Origin of the sequence: Paenibacillus xylanilyticus, from assembly GCF_047246825.1 — a bacterium.
GTDB classification, from domain to species: Bacteria; Bacillota; Bacilli; order Paenibacillales; family Paenibacillaceae; genus Paenibacillus; species Paenibacillus xylanilyticus_B.
The window spans coordinates 252306-270783 of sequence record NZ_JBFOLB010000002.1 but is presented as its reverse complement, the minus strand read 5'-3'; the positions used below and the strand labels follow the sequence as shown (position 1 = coordinate 270783).

17 protein-coding genes are annotated in these 18478 nt (G+C 46.6%); 14 read left to right on the top strand and 3 right to left on the bottom strand.

Annotated features, from left to right (window positions below; all coding sequences use genetic code 11):
- Positions 1–253: 253 nt before the first annotated feature.
- From AB3N00_RS16015 to AB3N00_RS15980, 8 genes are all read left to right on the top strand, one after another.
- Entirely contained in the window at positions 254–2512 is a 2259-nt protein-coding gene (locus tag AB3N00_RS16015; protein ID WP_413035492.1) for a stalk domain-containing protein, read from the top strand.
- Positions 2513–2881: 369 nt separating this feature from the next.
- Positions 2882–3346 (top strand): Fur family transcriptional regulator, encoded by a 465-nt coding sequence (locus tag AB3N00_RS16010; RefSeq protein ID WP_413035491.1) that lies wholly within the window; start codon positions 2882–2884, stop codon positions 3344–3346.
- 2 nt (positions 3347–3348) lie between these two features.
- Complete coding sequence (gene yidD, locus AB3N00_RS16005; RefSeq protein ID WP_413035490.1) at positions 3349–3600, top strand: membrane protein insertion efficiency factor YidD; 252 nt, start codon at positions 3349–3351, stop codon at positions 3598–3600.
- A gap of 414 nt (positions 3601–4014) precedes the next feature.
- On the top strand, positions 4015–6066 hold the full coding sequence (gene metG, locus AB3N00_RS16000; RefSeq protein WP_413036053.1) for a methionine--tRNA ligase: 2052 nt from the start codon (positions 4015–4017) through the stop codon (positions 6064–6066).
- A gap of 324 nt (positions 6067–6390) precedes the next feature.
- Positions 6391–7350 carry a metal ABC transporter solute-binding protein, Zn/Mn family gene (locus AB3N00_RS15995; protein WP_413036052.1) on the top strand — a complete coding sequence of 320 codons (960 nt, stop codon included), beginning with the start codon at positions 6391–6393 and terminating at the stop codon, positions 7348–7350.
- Positions 7351–7388: 38 nt separating this feature from the next.
- Positions 7389–8165 carry a metal ABC transporter ATP-binding protein gene (locus tag AB3N00_RS15990; protein WP_413035489.1) on the top strand — a complete coding sequence of 259 codons (777 nt, stop codon included), beginning with the start codon at positions 7389–7391 and terminating at the stop codon, positions 8163–8165.
- Between the two features lie 46 nt (positions 8166–8211).
- Entirely contained in the window at positions 8212–9015 is an 804-nt protein-coding gene (locus AB3N00_RS15985) for a metal ABC transporter permease (RefSeq protein ID WP_175395612.1), read from the top strand.
- 45 nt (positions 9016–9060) lie between these two features.
- Positions 9061–9774 carry a cytochrome c biogenesis CcdA family protein gene (locus AB3N00_RS15980; protein WP_413035488.1) on the top strand — a complete coding sequence of 238 codons (714 nt, stop codon included), beginning with the start codon at positions 9061–9063 and terminating at the stop codon, positions 9772–9774.
- Between the two features lie 103 nt (positions 9775–9877).
- Here AB3N00_RS15980 and splB read toward each other — a convergent pair whose 3' ends face one another.
- Positions 9878–10948, bottom strand: coding sequence for a spore photoproduct lyase (splB, locus tag AB3N00_RS15975; RefSeq protein ID WP_413035487.1), 1071 nt, complete (start codon positions 10946–10948; stop codon positions 9878–9880).
- Positions 10949–11168: 220 nt separating this feature from the next.
- Between splB and mntR the strand changes: the two genes are divergently transcribed.
- The 3 genes from mntR to AB3N00_RS15960 all read left to right on the top strand — a co-directional run bounded on the left by mntR (position 11169) and on the right by AB3N00_RS15960 (position 14492).
- On the top strand, positions 11169–11597 hold the full coding sequence (mntR, locus tag AB3N00_RS15970) for a transcriptional regulator MntR (protein WP_175395609.1): 429 nt from the start codon (positions 11169–11171) through the stop codon (positions 11595–11597).
- Between the two features lie 211 nt (positions 11598–11808).
- Positions 11809–13407 carry a family 10 glycosylhydrolase gene (locus tag AB3N00_RS15965; RefSeq protein ID WP_413035486.1) on the top strand — a complete coding sequence of 533 codons (1599 nt, stop codon included), beginning with the start codon at positions 11809–11811 and terminating at the stop codon, positions 13405–13407.
- Positions 13408–13490: 83 nt separating this feature from the next.
- Entirely contained in the window at positions 13491–14492 is a 1002-nt protein-coding gene (locus AB3N00_RS15960; RefSeq protein ID WP_413035485.1) for a patatin-like phospholipase family protein, read from the top strand.
- 65 nt (positions 14493–14557) lie between these two features.
- Here the strand turns inward: AB3N00_RS15960 and AB3N00_RS15955 are convergent, their stop codons facing one another.
- Positions 14558–14902 carry a hypothetical protein gene (locus AB3N00_RS15955; RefSeq protein WP_175395606.1) on the bottom strand — a complete coding sequence of 115 codons (345 nt, stop codon included), beginning with the start codon at positions 14900–14902 and terminating at the stop codon, positions 14558–14560.
- 5 nt (positions 14903–14907) lie between these two features.
- Positions 14908–15900, bottom strand: coding sequence for a DUF1385 domain-containing protein (locus AB3N00_RS15950; RefSeq protein WP_413035484.1), 993 nt, complete (start codon positions 15898–15900; stop codon positions 14908–14910).
- A gap of 213 nt (positions 15901–16113) precedes the next feature.
- Here AB3N00_RS15950 and AB3N00_RS15945 point away from each other — a divergent pair, with 213 nt between their 5' ends.
- From AB3N00_RS15945 to AB3N00_RS15935, 3 genes are all read left to right on the top strand, one after another.
- Positions 16114–16689: a YqhR family membrane protein gene (locus tag AB3N00_RS15945; protein WP_413035483.1), complete on the top strand. Its 576-nt coding sequence runs from the start codon at positions 16114–16116 to the stop codon at positions 16687–16689.
- Between the two features lie 77 nt (positions 16690–16766).
- Positions 16767–17210: a type II 3-dehydroquinate dehydratase gene (gene aroQ, locus AB3N00_RS15940; protein WP_076291868.1), complete on the top strand. Its 444-nt coding sequence runs from the start codon at positions 16767–16769 to the stop codon at positions 17208–17210.
- A gap of 39 nt (positions 17211–17249) precedes the next feature.
- The gene (locus AB3N00_RS15935) at positions 17250–18323 is read left to right on the top strand and encodes a M24 family metallopeptidase (protein WP_413035482.1); all 1074 of its coding nucleotides are present in this window, start codon (positions 17250–17252) and stop codon (positions 18321–18323) included.
- The last annotated feature ends 155 nt before the right edge of the window (positions 18324–18478 follow it).

The following is an 18478-nucleotide window of genomic DNA, read 5'->3' as shown; positions in this document are numbered from 1 at the left end:
TTGGCAACCTTTTTGCTATGTGGTGATTAATATCCATATAGTGGAAAGGTTTTTTCGTTGAAAACGGGGGGGGGAATCTATGAATGAGTCCTGTAATGATAACTAACTATTTTCATAGTGTTTTCGTTCTATTAAAACTTTACATTTCTTATCAAATATTTTTAGCAACTTTTCCCGGTTACAAGCGTCTAATAGTATGACTTTTTGAGGGGGATATTTATAAAATGGGAGCAGAAGGAGCCAAAGAAAAAGAATGAATCTGAAGAAGAAATTGTCCATACTTACCGCTTTAGCTGTTTTTCAAGCGTTTGCAGTCATTCCTGCGAATGCACAGGCAGCCGATCAGAGCGATTCGACACCAGTGAATACAGCCAAAGTTAAATCCGTTGAGGTTGTGAAAAAAGAACAAACCATCGCGGAATCGGAAGTGAAGAATCAATCTGGTACGCAGTCATCCGATGACGAAACAACCGAGGTAACGAACCCGGAATCAACGGAATCAACAGGAACAGATGTTGCTCCGGTTGATCCTGCAACGGAACCTGCTGAGCCTGAAGATGAAGAAGGTACAGAAGAAGAGACGCCAGCACCTACACCTGTAGAGGTTGAGCAACCTTCCACCAGTGGTCAAGCCGTAACGGGAACGAACGGTGGAGACCTGACACTGTACATGAACAGCAATAAAATGGTGCAGGATGGAAAAACGTATCTTGCCGGACAGCCGATGGCTGTCAAGAACGGTGTATCTTATGTAGCGATCCGCGCATTGGTTGACCGGGTTGGCTATGAAGTTAAATACGATAACACCACCAAGGAAACGATCATTATTAGTGGCGAAGATGAGCTGCGTTTCAAAACCAACAGCAAAATCTACACTGTTAATGGTGAAGAAAGAACGATGAAGGGCGCTGCTTATCAACAAAAGAATACGTTCATGGTGCCGCTGACTTCGATTACTCAGGCATTGAACATTACTTATAAAGTAAACCAATCCGCCAAAACGGTTGTACTGAACCTGAATACCAAGCCGGTAGCCAGCTTCACGGTACAAAAAGAAATTTTTGCCGGAGATACCGTGACTTACATGACCAATTACAGTTCCCCTAAAGGACTGGAGATCGTGGACGAGCGCTGGACTGGCCGTCAGGATTCGTTCGACCAACCAGGTACATATACGGTAACGTATGCTGTGCAGGATTCAAGTGGTCAATGGAGTGATCCGTACTCTGTAACGATTCAGGTCCAAAAACCGAATCTGCCTCCTGTAGCGATGTTTACTACAGATAAAGAAGAATACAAAATGGGTGAAAAGATCACTTACATTGATCAAAGCACCGACGATGTGAAAATCGACAAAACAGAGTGGGATAATAACGCCCTGGCATTCTTTGTCCCTGGACCAAAGACGATCACGATTACCGTTACAGACGAACAAGGTCTGAGTAACAGCTATTCCAAAATCATCAACATCACGGGTGAAACGCTGTACACCCTTTCTGATTTTAATCAGTTGTTCACACCAGTAGGTGACAAATTCACCTTTAATGGTGGAGAAGTCCCTGCCATGGAGAAAGTGCCGTACACTTACTACGATGAACAAAGCAATCTTATTCGCAGTAACAGTCCGGAAACCGTGAATACAGAAGGCATTGTCTACAAAGAGTCTTCCATTGGACAGACCCGTTTCATGATTCACCACGTGAATAACACGGGCAAAAGAGTAAAAATGTATGTTATTGCAACAAATAACAACCCATACACGGCAGTATTCGAGCAACAGAATATGGGCTTCGCGGGGCCTACTCCATATGCTACCGTAGCCGGTAAATTGTCTATTGATAAATGGTTCAAGTCGATTCAGACCGGAGCCGATCAAAAGAAAGTGTATATTGAACCTGGAGAAAGCAAACTGATTTTGACTGAACTAAATGCAATTCCGATGAAGGAAGGTCAAGTCATTTCCCTGTACTCCGACGTATTCAGTGATTACAGACTGGATTACAACATTATCATGATTGAAGAAAATAAAGATCCGATGGAAGTTTGGTCCACGCTGCCTGTATTGGATCGGGATGGTGTTCATAACCGGGGTACATACCCGAATGCAACACGTGTCATTACGTATAATCAAGAAGTAGGCTCGAAGCCTTCCCGCCTTCCGCTTGGTGATAACGCAAGTGATCCAAACCTGGTCGGAACTGACCCTATGGCATACACAGATGCTTCCAACGCGGGTAACTTCGGTGTACTCTACAAAATCACATTGACTAATGTGGCTCCACGTACTCTGATCTCGTTCAACCCACGTGGTGGTAAATACTCGGGTGTGGCACTCGTTAATGGTCAGGTTGTTCAGATTGCGACTGGAAAATCGCTGAGTGCGCCGAATGAACAAGGTGTACTCTATCGCACAGGGTCGTATGGTGAAAGTGTAACCATTCTGTTCTCTGCTGCACCAGGAAGCAATCTTCCTGTCAACCTGCTGTTTACACCGCTTCCGGCTGAGAAGTAATCACGTCCAGGCAACAAGGAACGGACGGTTTGGAGTGAAAGCTTATATCTTATATACCCGGTCACCCCAAAAGTCGCCCGAAGAAATGATCTTCTGAACCGTCAGAGAAGGACTCCATGTGAATGGGGTCCTTTTTCATGATCCTGGCGATGATCGTGCGCCAGCCTCTTCGTTGACTCTAATCGGGATTTGAGGCATTATTAGATGTAGAATAACAAGCATAAGTTACAGCATTTTGCATCATTCGATTCCACAGGTTAAGTGGATGGAAGATTTAGACGTAGAACCATTTCGATCTGGTTCTTGCTAATTTGGATTCGCTCTTTGGATTTATGCTAAATGCTCGTATGACAGGAGGTGCTTTAAGTCATGCTATCGACAGAACAGATTATTAATACCATGTCCTCACAGGGACTTCGCATTACGGATCAGCGGAAGACACTGGCCCGGTTATTTGCTGAATCCCCTGGGTATCTTGCACCCAAGGACGTCTATGAATATATGGGTAAGACTTACAGCGGACTGAGTTTTGACACGGTGTACCGGAATTTGCGTGTGATGCAGGAATTGGGTGTGCTGGAGCAGGTTATCTTCGAAGATGGTGTAAAATTCAGAGCGCATTGCAGTGAAGATCATCATCACCATCATATGATCTGTCTGAATTGCCAGAAGACCTATCCGATCGTTTTTTGTCCGATGCAGCTGGCAGATGCCCCAGAGCAGTTTCAGGTAGTAGACCATAAATTTGAAGTTTTCGGGTACTGCAAAGATTGTGCTGAACATGCTCCGGCGAAAGTGTCATCCGGACATCAGCATACTCACGGGAAACATTGAGCATGAAGTTATCCAGCAGACTGGCTCAGGCACCCATTCGGGTATACCGGAACTATATTTCTCCCTTGAAACCACCTACGTGTCGCTTTTATCCGACTTGTTCGGCTTACGCGATGGAAGCGATCGAGGTCCATGGAGCTTTCAAGGGATCACTGCTGGCCGCCAAGCGAATTGCCAAATGCCATCCGTTTCATCCAGGAGGCGTTGATTTGGTTCCGCCCAAGGCAGAGAAATCGGTCATGGTATCCGATTAGTGGTAGAGCTGCAATCTTCTCACGACATGAGTGAATGAAAAGGTACCTAGGTAGCTGCCGACTTGACAAAGAGGGCAGCATTTCAGTATATTTTTCGTATAATGATTTCCAGTGAAGGGATAAGTACAGACACACCCCCAGTGCAGAGAGCCGGATAAGCTGAGAACCGGTCTGGGAGGAGGATGGAATATGGTCCCGGAGGAACCTCTTCCGAGCGTGCAGGCGTTGAATACAGACGCTGTCGTAAGGCTGAGGCGTGATCCAGCGTTAATGGGCGGTCGAAGGACCGGCAGAGCCTGTGGTTTGCAAAAAGCACGGGGAATTTGGGTGGTAACACGTGAGATCAACTCTCGTCCCATAGGGGCGGGAGTTTTTTGTGTTCTTTTTTAAAGAACGCGCAAAGAAGCAGGACAACTGAAGGAGGAGAAGTCATTCATGACGGACCAAAAGACATTTTATCTGACAACGCCGATTTATTATCCGAGTGACAAATTGCATATTGGGCATGCGTATACAACGGTTGCCGGTGATGCCATGGCTCGTTACAAACGTCTGCGCGGTTATGCGGTGCGTTACCTGACGGGAACAGATGAGCACGGACAGAAAATTGAGCGCAAGGCGCAGGAAAAAGGACAGACGCCACAGGCATTTGTAGACGATATCGTTGTCGGCATCAAGGAACTGTGGAACAAGCTGGACATCTCCAATGACGACTTCATTCGTACAACAGAAGAGCGCCACAAAACGGTCGTACAGGATATTTTCGATCGCTTGCTCAAGCAGGGAGATATCTACAAGGGCGAATACGAAGGCTGGTACAGTATCCCGGATGAGACCTATTATACAGAAACTCAACTGGTTGATGTGGAGAAGAACGAAAAAGGCGAGATTGTTGCTGCCAAAAGTCCGGATAGTGGGCATCCGGTAGAGCTTGTCAAGGAAGAATCCTATTTCTTCCGCATGAGCAAATATGCAGACCGTTTGCTGAAATACTATGAAGAAAATCCTGGTTTCATTCAGCCGGAATCACGCAAGAATGAGATGATCAACAATTTCATTAAGCCGGGTCTGGAAGATTTGGCCGTATCGCGGACCACTTTTGAGTGGGGTGTTAAGGTTAAAGGCGATCCGAAGCACGTTGTATACGTCTGGATTGATGCGTTATCCAACTATATTACAGCTTTGGGTTATGGTTCATCCGATTCGTCGCTATATGACAAGTTCTGGCCTGCGGATGTTCATCTGGTGGGCAAGGAAATCGTTCGTTTCCATACGATCTACTGGCCGATCATGCTCATGGCGCTTGACCTTCCTTTGCCGAAAAAAGTATTTGCACATGGCTGGTTATTGATGAAAGATGGCAAAATGTCCAAATCGAAAGGAAACGTGGTTGATCCGGTGACCCTGATTGACCGTTATGGCCTCGATGCACTGCGTTATTATCTGCTGCGCGAAGTTCCATTCGGTTCCGATGGTACGTTCACTCCTGAGAGCTTTGTAGAACGCGTGAATTCGGATCTGGCCAACGACCTGGGGAACTTGCTCAATCGCACCGTGGCCATGGTGGATAAGTATTTCGAAGGCAAGGCACCAGCGTTTACTTCAGGTGTAACTGAATTTGATGCTTCGCTGGAAGAAGCCGGACTTGCAGCTGTGGACAAAGTCGAACAGGCGATGGAAAATCTGCAATTTTCCGTAGCCCTGACTGCGATCAGCCAGTTTGTTAGCCGCAGTAACAAATATATCGACGAGACACAGCCTTGGGCTTTGGCTCGCGATGAAGCGAAACGGGATGAGCTGGCTTCCGTCATGTCCCACCTGATTGAAAGTCTGCGTATTGCTTCCATCCTGCTGCAGCCGTTCCTGACCCGTGCTCCGCACAAAATCTGGGAACAGCTTGGGATTCAGGAAGGCGAATTTACGGCATGGGATACTGCGAAGCAGTGGGGTGTCATTCCAGCTGGCAACGCCTTGCAAAAGGGAGACCCAATCTTCCCGCGTCTGGATTCGGAGCAGGAGGTTGCGTATATTGCTGAAGCGATGACAGGAGGCAAAAAAGCGGAACCACAAGCTGAGGCCACTCAGGCTAATGCAGGAGTTTCTGCCCAAGCATCCGAACCGGTGACAGCACCTGAAGGCAAGGAAGAGATCGGCATAGACGATTTTGCCAAAGTGGAACTGCGTGTAGCACAGGTTATCGCCTGTGAACCGGTCAAAAAAGCGGATAAATTGCTCAAATTACAGCTGGATCTGGGTTATGAGCAGCGTCAGGTTGTATCGGGGATTGCCAAATTCTATTCCCCGGAAGAGATGGTTGGACGCAAAGTGATTTGTGTAACGAATCTCAAACCCGTGAAATTGCGTGGCGAGTTGTCCCAAGGCATGATTTTGGCGGCTTCTCATGGGGATCAATTGACACTGGCTGCGGTACCGGACAATATGCCTAATGGTGCACAAGTAAAATAAGTCAGTCTAATATCAGACATCTGATAGATTAGAAGGTGGCCCGATTGAATCGGGTCACTTTTTTATTTTCTTATGGATAAGCGTGCTAATAACGTGAGAAAACAAGCATATACTGTTATGAACTCTGCGCCATGGGGGAGAATGAATAGTGTTGAACCGCTTGACAACCGCGTTCAGGTTACCTATAATTCTTTCAGTAATATTTACGATTAAGAGATGCGGAGTGAAGCAATAGTGAAACGGTATAATGAAACCAATCAAACCAACGGTACTGGGATACAACATACAGGCAGAAGAAGCAGAATCAAGTGGTTATGGAGCAGCATGCTGATTCTCAGCTTGTTGGTATTGTCTGCGTGCGGACAAAGTAATTCGGAAAGTGCGAAGATTGTGGAAGGCAAAGTGAACGTAGTCACAAGCTTCTATCCTGTCTATGCATTTACCACTGCCATTGGTGGCGAAGATGCGAACGTTATTAATTTGCTGCCAACCGGTGTCGAACCCCATGACTGGACTCCTAAGAGCCAGGATATTGTCAACACCTCCAAAGCCCAATTGTTTCTGTACAATGGTGCTGGCCTTGAAGGATGGGTGCCTAACTTTCTCAAGTCCCTTAACAGTGATACACAAGTGAAGTCTGTTGCTGTTAGTGATGGGGTAAGTCTCCTGACCGCTGAAGGCGATGATGGACATAATCACGGCGAAGAGCATGAAGATGAGCACGCGGAAGAGGAAGCAGGCACAGAAGATGTGGCAGATCATCATGTTGACCCTCACACGTGGGTTAGTCCCAAGTCGGCATTGGTTATGGCAGAAAATATTAAAAACAGTCTCGTTGAAGTAGACCCTGATCACCAAGAGGGTTACGAGCAGCGTTACGAGGAACTTCGTACCAAACTTGAAACACTGGATCAGCACTTTACGGACGAATTGTCCAAGGTCTCCAACAAGGAAATCGTTGTATCCCATCAAGCTTTTGGATATCTCGCCCGTGATTATGGTTTAACCCAGCACGCCATTATGGGACTTTCCCCGGATGCAGAACCTACAGGTCAGGACATTGTGAATTTGTCCAAGCTCGTGAAGGAAGAGGGCATCAAATACATTTTCTTTGAAGAGCTGGTATCAGACAAGCTGGCCAAAACATTGGCAGGGGAAGCAGGCGTGGAAACAATGGTACTGAATCCGGTTGAAGGATTAACCAAGGAGCAGGCAGCAAATGGGGATGATTATTTCACCCTGATGGAGAAAAATTTGCAAAATCTGCTGATCGCATTAAAATAAGATAGACTGAAGGATTCACTCTGCAATCCTTATATATAATGAAGGGCGGCTTTGCCATGCAGCAAATCATGCCACTATGTCATGATCCAATCATAGAGATTGAGAAATTATCCTTCTCTTACGGTGACCAGCGGGTGATCGAAAATCTTGATTTTATGGTCAAGGAACGGGATTTTGTCGGAATTATCGGTTCAAACGGGGCTGGAAAAACGACATTGCTGCGCATGCTGGTTGGACTTTTGCCTCCAGCGCAGGGAGATATCAAATTGTTCGGACAGTCGATTCGCAGATTCAAGGATTGGGAACGAATCGGGTATGTCCCGCAAAAAAATGCGTTTAATCCATTGTTCCCTGCAACCGTACGTGAAGTGGTCATGTCAGGCTTGTATAACAACAAGAATATGTTCCGCCGAATGACACGCAAATCTCAGCAGCAGTGCACAGATGCGCTTGAGGTCATGCGTATTGTGGATCTGGCGAACAAACGGATTGGACAATTGTCCGGGGGGCAGCAGCAGCGTGTATTTTTGGCACGTGCGCTCATTAATCACCCGGATTTGTTGATTTTGGATGAACCAACGGTGGGGATTGATGCCGAGTCTCAAGCGAGTTTCTTTGAACTCATCACCCACATGCATGAACACCACCGGATGACATTTCTGATGGTTTCGCATGATATGGACCGGATGGAAAATTATCTTGGTTCAGAAGCGGCTGTCACCAACGGTAAAATTAACTTTCATGTTCGTCATTCACATGAGGTGGAGGATTGTGCCGAGACCAATTTGCAGCATACTACTGCCCAGGTACGATAAGGATATTGTACAACTAGATTAGACGAGGCTGAAGGAGTCGTGTGTTTTGGAGATTTTGATGAGTGATTTTTTTCAGCGGGCACTGGCAGGGGGATTGCTGATCGGGATTACAGCTCCGCTAATTGGACTGTTTCTGGTGCTGCGGCGGTTATCCATGATCGGGGACACCCTATCGCATGTGACCATTGCCGGGGTAGCTCTCGGTTTTTTAATTGAGGTTTATCCGATTGCGGTGGGTCTTATCTTTGCCGTGCTCGCATCCTTTGCGATAGAAAAGCTTCGCAAAGCATATAAAACGTATGCAGAGTTATCGATTGCGATTATTATGTCCGGTGGTGTTGCACTGGCTTCGTTGTTCTTCACACTGGGCAAAGGATATAATACCGATGTAATGAGTTACCTGTTCGGCAGTATTTACACACTCGACTCTACAGATTTGAAGCTGGTTGGTGTGGTGACGTTGATTGTCGTTGTCGTCGTAGCGCTGTTACATAAGGAGTTTTTCCTGCTCAGTTTTGAGGAAGATGCGGCGGCAGTTACGGGGCTGCCCGTACGATTGCTCAACATGCTGATTACGGTGATGACGGCTCTGGTCATAAGTACAGCGATTAAAATCGTGGGTGCACTGCTGGTGTCGGCACTCTTAACCATTCCAGTAGCGGTAAGCCTGTTAATGGCACGCAGTTTCAAATCGGCTATTATTCTGTCTGTAGTCATCGGGGAGATTGCAGTAGTGATTGGTTTGGTGGTTGCAGGGATATGGAATTTGGCTCCAGGAGCAACGATTGTTCTATTGCTTATCATGATGCTGATCCTTACGATGATTGGAAAAAAAGGGTTCCGAGCCTAAAAGTATACGCGTGCAAGTGAGCCCAGGAAGGGAGACAACCGCTTCATGCCTGATGTTAATGTGTGGCTGGCTTTTGTCGCAGGATTGGCTTCATTTATATCACCGTGCTGTCTTCCGCTCTATCCTTCATATCTGTCCTACATTACGGGAATGACAGTACAAAGGTTAAAAGACGATCGCAACCAGCGTGAAGTCCGGTTGAAGACGTTAACGCACACGCTGGCGTTTATTTTGGGCTTCTCGGCGGTATTTTATTCGCTGGGACTGGGGGCAGGATTGTTCGGGCGCTTTTTTAACGATAATCGTGATTTGATTCGTCAGCTCTCGGCTATTTTAATTATGTTGATGGGCTTGTTCCTGTTAGGGGTGTTCAAGCCACAGTTTCTGATGAAAGAACGCAAGCTGGATATGAAATGGAAACCAGCGGGGTACCTGGGTTCGTTTATTTTTGGGATAGGCTTCTCGGCTGGATGGTCACCGTGTATTGGCCCCATTCTGACTGCAATTATCGCGATGGCGGCGAGTGAACCGACAACCTGGTTGGCGTTAATTACTGGCTATACCGCTGGCTTTGCATTACCTTTTTTCATTCTTGCTTTCTTCATTGGGTCCACTCGCTGGATCTTACGATATTCCAATGTCATGATGAAAGCTGGGGGAGCACTGATGCTGTTTCTGGGTGTGCTGCTGTTTACGGATCAAATGACTAAAATCACCATATGGCTGCAGCAGATTACACCGGATTGGATGATTATCTAGCGTAGAAGTAAAAGCAGGCTACATGAAGGCCAGAGAATATTCTGACCCATGTGACCTGCTTTTTTGATCGCTACTTTTGGTGAAATCGATATGTTGTCAGTGCTTAGGTGAAATAATCAATATTGGCTAACGGAAAATGTTCGAAAATTCGCTCTGTGATGAACTCTCTAAGCGCGTCCTGCTGGTCATCCTTATACACATATTTATATTGACCCCAGCGACCCCATTTCATTTTCCTTTTCTCGATGTCCATTTCGAGTTTGGTTTTGGGGTACCGTTTCTCAATCGTAGCTTTTGCCGTTTTGGTAAAACGATGCTGAATCATTTCAAAAGTAAGATCCTTCGTCGCGTCTTCCGGTAGGGTATCGGCAAGCTTCTGCAGAAGCTCGGCGTATCCTTCCTGCCAACCGTCATACCACATGATCGGAGCGATAATAAACCCTAACGGATACCCGGCATGTGCTATTTTGCCTGCAGCTTCAATTCGTTCTTCAAACCTTGAAGTGGCAGGTTCGAAGTTCTTGATGACATAATCCGAATTGACGCTGAACCGGATGCGGGTATGACCGTTATGTTTGATGTTTAATAATGGATCCACATGATGATATTTAGTCACAAAGCGCAAACGTCCGTATTCCTCATTCGCCATAAACCGGATCAGATCACTCAAATTTTCGGTTATATGCTCGAGTCCTACCGGATCGGAAGTACAGGCTGCTTCAAATCGGGTAATCTCAGGCGCACGTTCATCAATATACCCTTTGGCTGCCTGAATGATCTCCTCAGTGTTTACATATACCCTGACATAAGGCTTGGCTCCGAGCGTGGTTTGAAGATAGCAATAATGGCAATGACCCATGCATCCTGTGGAGATCGGGATGGCGTATTCGGCTGAAGGTTTCGACTGATCGAATTTGAGTGTTTTACGTACACCAACAACCAGGGTACGCTTCGCCATGCGGTATTTTTCTTGTTCCGTTTCACCAGGAAGATTGGTAATCCGGTTATGGGAAGTTGTCATCTGATACGGAATATCTTTGGATGTGACCCATTCCATGATCCGTTTTCCCTTCTCATATTCCAGCGCACCGGGTTCAAAATAGACCAAATCGGGAATAAAGGGTTTAGTACCTTTTGCTTTGCGAACCGGGGGCTGAGCTACGCTTGTACTCACGAAATCACTCCTTTCAATACGAAACCTTGCTTAGTTTGCCTCACATGGGCTTAAGTCACGCTTGGCAATACTTGCGTTCAGAGACAGGAGCATTGATGTGTTATAACGTACATAGCGATGGATGCGTACAAGACTTGCCAATGCGTATTGATAACATGTATCATTATAAGATAGGGACCAGGCAAGAATATTGCTGGTCAGAGAGAAGAGAGGGAAGCAGATGCCAACGCCCAGTATGGAAGATTATTTGGAGCGTATATACAAATTGATTGATGAAAAGGGCTATGCTCGTGTGTCAGATATAGCTGAAGGATTGGAAGTGCATCCTTCATCGGTGACCAAGATGATCCAAAAGCTGGACAAAGACGAGTACCTGATTTACGAAAAGTACCGTGGGTTGGTGCTTACTCCAAAAGGGAAAAAGATGGGAAAACGTTTGATGGAGCGCCATCATCTGCTTGAACAATTTTTGACAACCATTGGTGTTCAGGAGGAGAATATTTACAAGGATGTGGAAGGCATTGAGCATCATCTGAGTTGGGACTCCATTACCTGCATCGAGTCTCTTGTGGAATATTTCCGTCAGGATGAAAATCGGTTGCGTGATCTTCAAAATATCCAGGAACTCATGAGTAACACCGAATCCTGAGGCAGCACAGGACTTTTGCTTTAGTCCTGTTGTGCAGCTGAAAATAAAAAAACAGAGGGTGTATCTTTGTCGTTTGTAAATGACAGAGAATCACTCTCTGTTTTTTTGTTGTCCATAATTTGGCGATTTATCGCAACTAACTTATCGTTTGGAGCGTCTATTAAACTAGCAGAATTTGCCGAGAATTTTATGATGATGGAGGATTGCACTGATGAAGTTTCGTAACGGATTGATCCTGCTGCTCATTTTCATCCTAGGCTTACAAACAGCTGGATTGAGTGCGCAGGCTGCTTCACCAAAAGAAATTGTTATTAATCTGGATGGTCAACGATTGGAATCCGATGTCTCGCCTTACATTTTGCCCAAAGTGAATGTGACGATGGTCCCGCTGCGTGTGATTAGTGAAGGGTTGGGTGCCTCCGTGCTTTGGTCACAGGCCTCGAGAACCGTAACGATCAAGAACTCCGATTCGGTCATCACCATGACCAGTGGACGCCAGCAAGCAACGGTTGATGGTGCGCTGGTTGACCTGGATGCAACGGTTGAATTGAAAAAAGGCCGTGTTATGGTACCCATTCGATTCGTCAGTGAGAACCTTGGCATTAAAGTGAATTGGGATCAGGCAGCACAGACCATTAATCTGACAACAGGGACAACCCCAACACCTGATCCGGCTACACCAGCAGAACCGGGCGGCACAGGCAGTACTCCAAGCACGGATGACATGCGTGGTGCATGGATCTCAACGGTGAATGGCGATTGGCCCTCCTCCAGTGCGAAAGGGAATGTGGAGAAGCAGAAGTTGGAGTACACCCAGCAGCTGGATACACTTCAAAGCATGGGAATCAATGCCGTATTTGTTCAGGTTCGGGCCAATGCGGATGCCATCTATCCCTCGGGTCTGGTACCATGGAATAGTGTACTAACAGGAAACCAGGGCAAAGATCCGGGGTATGATCCACTTGCCTTCATGATTGAGGAAGCTCACAAACGCGGACTGGAATTCCATGCTTGGTTTAATCCGTTCCGCGCTACCAATTCGGCAAGTACAACGGGGCTGGCAGCCAACCATGTTTCCAAACAGCACCCGGACTGGATTGTGAATGCATCCGGCAAACTTTACATTAATCCCGGAGTCCCGGAAGCCAGACAGCATATTATTGACACGATCATGGAAGTGGTCAATGAATATGACATTGATGGCGTTCATCTGGACGATTACTTCTATCCGTCCAACGTAACGTTTAACGATGACACCGCCTTTAAAGCCTATAACACATTGAATACCAAAGACCGTGCCGAGTGGAGACGGGATAACATCAATCAGTTTGTTAAACAGCTTGGAGAGAGCATTCACCAAGTGAAATCTGACGTGGAATATGGTATCAGTCCTTTTGGTGTGTGGCGCAACAAATCTGTGGATATCACAGGTTCCGATACGAAAGCAGGAGTCACCGCTTATGACAGCATGAATGCGGATGTGAGAACATGGATCAAGCAGGAATGGATTGACTATGTTGCACCGCAAGTCTACTGGAGCATGACGTTAAGTGCTGCCCGCTATGACAAAGTGGTGGACTGGTGGGCAAATGAGGTCGCTAATACGGATGTGAAGTTGTACATTGGGCATTCACCTTATAAGCTCGGTACACCTGAAGTCGGCTGGCAGACATCTCAGGAAATTATCGATCAGCTCGTATACAATGAGAAGTATGATACGATAAAAGGAGATATATTCTTTAGTTCGCAATATTTGACGAAGAATCCGCTGGGTTTGATCGCCAAACTAAAAACCTATTATGGACTTTAAAACATTTTAACGTAATATGACCAACCCTTGTTCTCATAGAGTGTCAGTAGTAATGGACTGCCTGGAGAACGGGGGTTTTTATTATGCTAATCAATGGGGTGTTTGAGGGCGGGGGCGTAAAAGGGATTTCGCTTGCGGGTGCAGTCCAGAGTGCTCAGGATTATGGCGCTCAGTTTAACCGTGTTGCTGGGACATCTTCCGGATCGATCGTGGCTGCGTTGATCGCTGCCGGTTATCGTGCGGAAGAGATGAAATCCATCATTGAGCAAACGCCATTTGCCTCTTTATTGCGCCGTTCACCCATATTTGATACACGCTGGATCGGACCAGCTGCAAGGTTGTTTTTGAAAAAGGGATTATATTCGGGCGAAGCACTTGAATCCTGGATTGGCAAAATGCTCAAACAAAAAGGAATTCGGACATTTGCAGACCTGCCACAAGGTAAGCTTCTGATTACCGCTTCAGACATCTCTAATGGGACCATCCTGGTGCTGCCTGATGATATACGTCGGTTTGGCATTGATCCTGACAAGTTCGAAGTGGCCAAGGCCGTACGGATGAGCTGCAGTATTCCGTATTTTTTCGATCCCGTGGTCATCCGAAGGTCACCCGTGATGTCCAAAGGCATGCGTTTTCCGGATCAGTTTGTGTATATAGTGGACGGAGGATTGCTTAGTAACTTCCCCTTATGGCTGTTTGACGGTGAACGTACGGCGCGCGGTGGAGACATTATTCCCGTGGTTGGCTTTAAAATGGTTGGCAAAACAGAAGGGGAGCCGAGCAGGATCAAAGGCCCGCTAAGCATGCTTCAGGCGCTGGTTGAAACGATGCTTACGGCCCATGATGAGCGGTATATAGAACAGATTAATCGTTTTCGAACAGTTAAAATACCAACCTTGGGCATTAAACCAACACAGTTTAATCTGTCCGTGCAGGAAAGTACGGCATTATATTTATCGGGTGTTGCCGCAGGGGCGGAGTTCTTCAGTCACTGGAACACAAAGCTTTATGATGAACAGCTGGAGAAACAAAAAAGAGAGCAGCGGGAGAAGCTGACACAAACACCGCCGCTAACGCCCGTATAAAAACAAAAGCACTGCTTCGTTGTTAAGAAGCAGTGCTTTTTGCAATTCCATATTCCATATCGAAACTAGTGAAACTTCGGAATATCTTCGTCGCTTTTTCCTTTATTTCCTTGAATGACATGAAAGGGATAATCTTTGCGTTTTTTGGAGGAACCGCTGCTCTTTCTTGCTCCGGTTCCGGATTGGGCTTTCACTTTGGCCATTGTACGTGCCGAAGGTTTAATCTTTGGCTTGGTTTTGCGTGCCCAACGCCGTGGCGGATATTTATATAGCAGGAATATAGCTCCAAGAACAACAACAGGAATAACTAAACCGAATAAACCCTTACTTCCCAGGGAGCTTATTATTCCAAAGGCAGCAAGAGCAATGGCTGCCCAAAAAACAATAGTCATGACCGCCTGCTTGTTCATATCAATCACCCTTTCACAGGATCGAGTGTGGCAACGGGTACTTCCGACGTAGCTGATACATTAGCAAGCTGGGCATCCAGTTCACGCATACGGTTAAACGAAGCGATGGATACTTCCACCTGTTCGTTGGTTGGCTCTTTGGTAGTGAGCAATTGCAGCCAAAGTCCGGGATATCCGAGATAACGCAGTACAGGAATGTCACGTACCGAGTTGGTCATCTTTAATAGTTCGAAGGAAATTCCCAGAACTACAGGCAGCAGCAGCAAGCGCTGTCCCATCCGTTCCCAAAGGTTGTCGTAGGTGAAAAGGGAGTACAGGAATACACCGATGATCACCGTCAGCATAATAAAGCTGCTTCCACAGCGGTAATGGAGTCGACTGTATTTCTGAACATTTTCAGGTGTAAGCTCTTCGCCGGCTTCATGAGCACTGATTACCTTATGTTCTGCTCCATGGTATTGGAACAGACGTTTGATCATCGGCGTCTGTGAAATCAGCCACAGATAGGCAAGCAGCAGAATCAGCTTGATGCCGCCTTCCAGTAAATTATGCAAAAACTGATTGTCGAATGCATTTTTGAACAAGAAATTCTCAATGACAACAGGGAGCAGCGTAAGCACAATTTTACCAAAAAGGAATGAAAGGATGGCTACGGCGGTGACACCAATAATCATGCTAAGGCTCCAGCCGGAACCTTCTTTTTCTTTTTGTTTCGCTTTCTCTTCAGGTTCGAGTTCATCATCAGCATAAGCGTCAGCAGAATAATTGAGATGTTTGCTTCCTTTGACACTTGAATCTATAATGCTGACAATCCCGCGCAGTAACGGAATCCGCCGCAATTTCATGACCCAGGTCTTGTCTTGCTTGGGAACTTCCAGATACGTAATTTCGCCGTCTTTTCTTCGAACAGCCGTAACGTTGACGTGTTTACCGCCAAACATTACGCCTTCAATGACAGCTTGCCCCCCGTAGCTGACAGGCTTGGATTGTTGAGGCAAATTATTCACCTTCCTATTCTGTTCTATACCCTCTGGTTCAAAGGTAGTTTGATATCCCTATTGTATCGAATTTTGAGACCAATTTCTAGTTTGAGGGACAATCCAGGGATGTTGTTGTTAAGTTTGTCCTGTTCTGAACATACTACCCGGTAGAGAATGAATGAAATCCGGTTTTAAAGCGACACAGCAGACTTAGAGCAAAGGAGAATATAGATGGCAGAATATACAGACAGACACGCATCTCATAAGGATACAAAACATGGGGATGTGAAGGATAATACGAATCGGGGCAGACGCTCAAAACAGCGCCAGGGGCAGCATTATTATACCAAACCGTTTCCCTTTGCAGTAGAGCTCGGATTTTTTGCGGGTTTCATCTGGGGGGGAGTGCATTGGCTAAACTACCTGCTGCACTTCAGCAGTGTGCCGTTGGGATTTTTGGCAGAGCCCTTTTACAAACATGATTATATATATACCGCTGCTGGGCACCTGACAGGCTGGCTGTTTTTTATCGTGTTTTCCATTGTGGCCGCATTGATTTATACATTTACCCTGAGAAAATGGAAAGGTCCCTTACCCGGCATTGGCTACGGGATCGTTTGGTGGCTGATCATCTTTGTTCTGGTAGGTCCTAAACTGGAGATGGTGAAACCTATAGGCAGTCTGACATGGGATTCAATCATTACGGAATTTTGTTTCTTTCTGCTGTGGGGACTGTTCATCGGCTATACCGTAGCCATGGAGTTCACGGACGAACGGAAACGCGAGCCCCAGAAAGCGGGAGCATAGCCGCAAAAAAGCTTCTCAATCCGGCAATGGCTGTGTTAAAATAGCAGATGGTTATTTGCAGAAAGGATGGAGCAGCTATGAAACGGATTGTTGTGATCAATGGCCCGAACCTGAACATGCTCGGCGTACGTGAGCCCGGCATCTATGGAACGCTTAGTCTGAAGGATATTGAGGACAAAATTCGCAGACAGGCAGAGGAGCTGGGCGTCTCCATCGCTTTTTATCAATCCAATCACGAAGGGGACATCATCGATCGTATTCACGCCGCGATGGGCGATGCGGACGGAATCATGCTGAACGCCGGAGCGCTAACCCATTACAGCTATGCTGTACGTGATGCCATCAATGCAGTGAAAGTACCCACTGTGGAAGTTCATCTATCCAACATTCATGCACGCGAAGCTTTCAGACATCATTCAGTAATTGCTGCAGAAACAATCGGGCAGATTGCCGGATTTGGCGAAGTAAGCTATGAACTGGGACTGCTGGCTCTCGTGCGTCATCTGGACAAACAAACCTGAGCCGGGGACCCGGGAATGTGAGAGAAAGAAGGGTTACCGATGGAAAACAAACGAGTAAATAAGTTGCGTGAGGCCATGCGTGAGCGCGAACTCTCAGCAATGCTGATTACGAACCCCATTAACCGTCGTTATATGACGGGCTTTACAGGCTCAGCGGGATATGTATTGATTACGGAACAGGAAGCATACTTGCTGACCGATTTCCGTTATATGACACAGGCACCGCAGCAAGCTAAAGGATTTACTGTAGTAGAGCATGGAGCGAAACCGATGGAATCGGTGCGAGAACTGCTTGCATCAGCGAGCATCAAAGAGGTTGGCTTCGAGCAGGATACGGTTACGTTTGGCACACACTCGTCTTATGCTGAAGCACTTCAGTCCATTGAACTGAAAGCAGTATCCGGAATTGTGGAACAACTTCGTATCTTCAAGGACGAGGATGAAATCGCTGTAATGCAAAGAGCCGCTGATCTGGCGGATGCTACGTTTAGCCACGTTTTACAGTTTGCCAAACCGGGCATGACTGAGCGTGAAGTGGATCTGGAAATGGAGTTTTTCATGCGCAAGCATGGGGCGACATCATCTTCCTTTGACACCATCGTAGCTTCGGGTGAACGTTCCGCGATGCCACACGGCGTTGCGAGCAGCAAGGTGATTGGACAAAATGAGTTAATTACATTTGACTTTGGTGCTTTGCTTGACGGATACTGTTCAGATCTGACACGCACCATCGCAACGGGTACACCTGTACCAGAGCTGCGTAAAATTTATGATATTGTACTGGAAGCCCAGTTACATACGCTTGAGAACCTGAAACCGGGCATGACCGGACGGGAAGCAGATGCACTGGCACGTGATATCATTGCAGGATACGGATATGGAGATCAATTCGGACACAGCACGGGCCACGGCTTGGGTATGGAAGTCCATGAAGCTCCACGTTTGTCCAAGCTCAGTGACGATGTATTAAAACCGGGCATGGTGGTAACTGTTGAACCGGGGATTTACATCGACGGACTTGGCGGCGTACGGATCGAGGATGACGTGGTTATCACGGAAACAGGCATTCATATCTTAACGAAGTCGGACAAGAAGTTTACCGTCATCGGCTAACATTCTAGCCACTAGCGATATAAGACGATTTTTATTTTATAGGTACAGGTTATTCCTGATTGTTCTGGACCATTGCAAAAGTAGTGAAGGGGCGGAATCGATTCTGAAGAAGCAAAGCGCTCGCCTTTGTCTCCTCATTTTCAACCATACCAAGG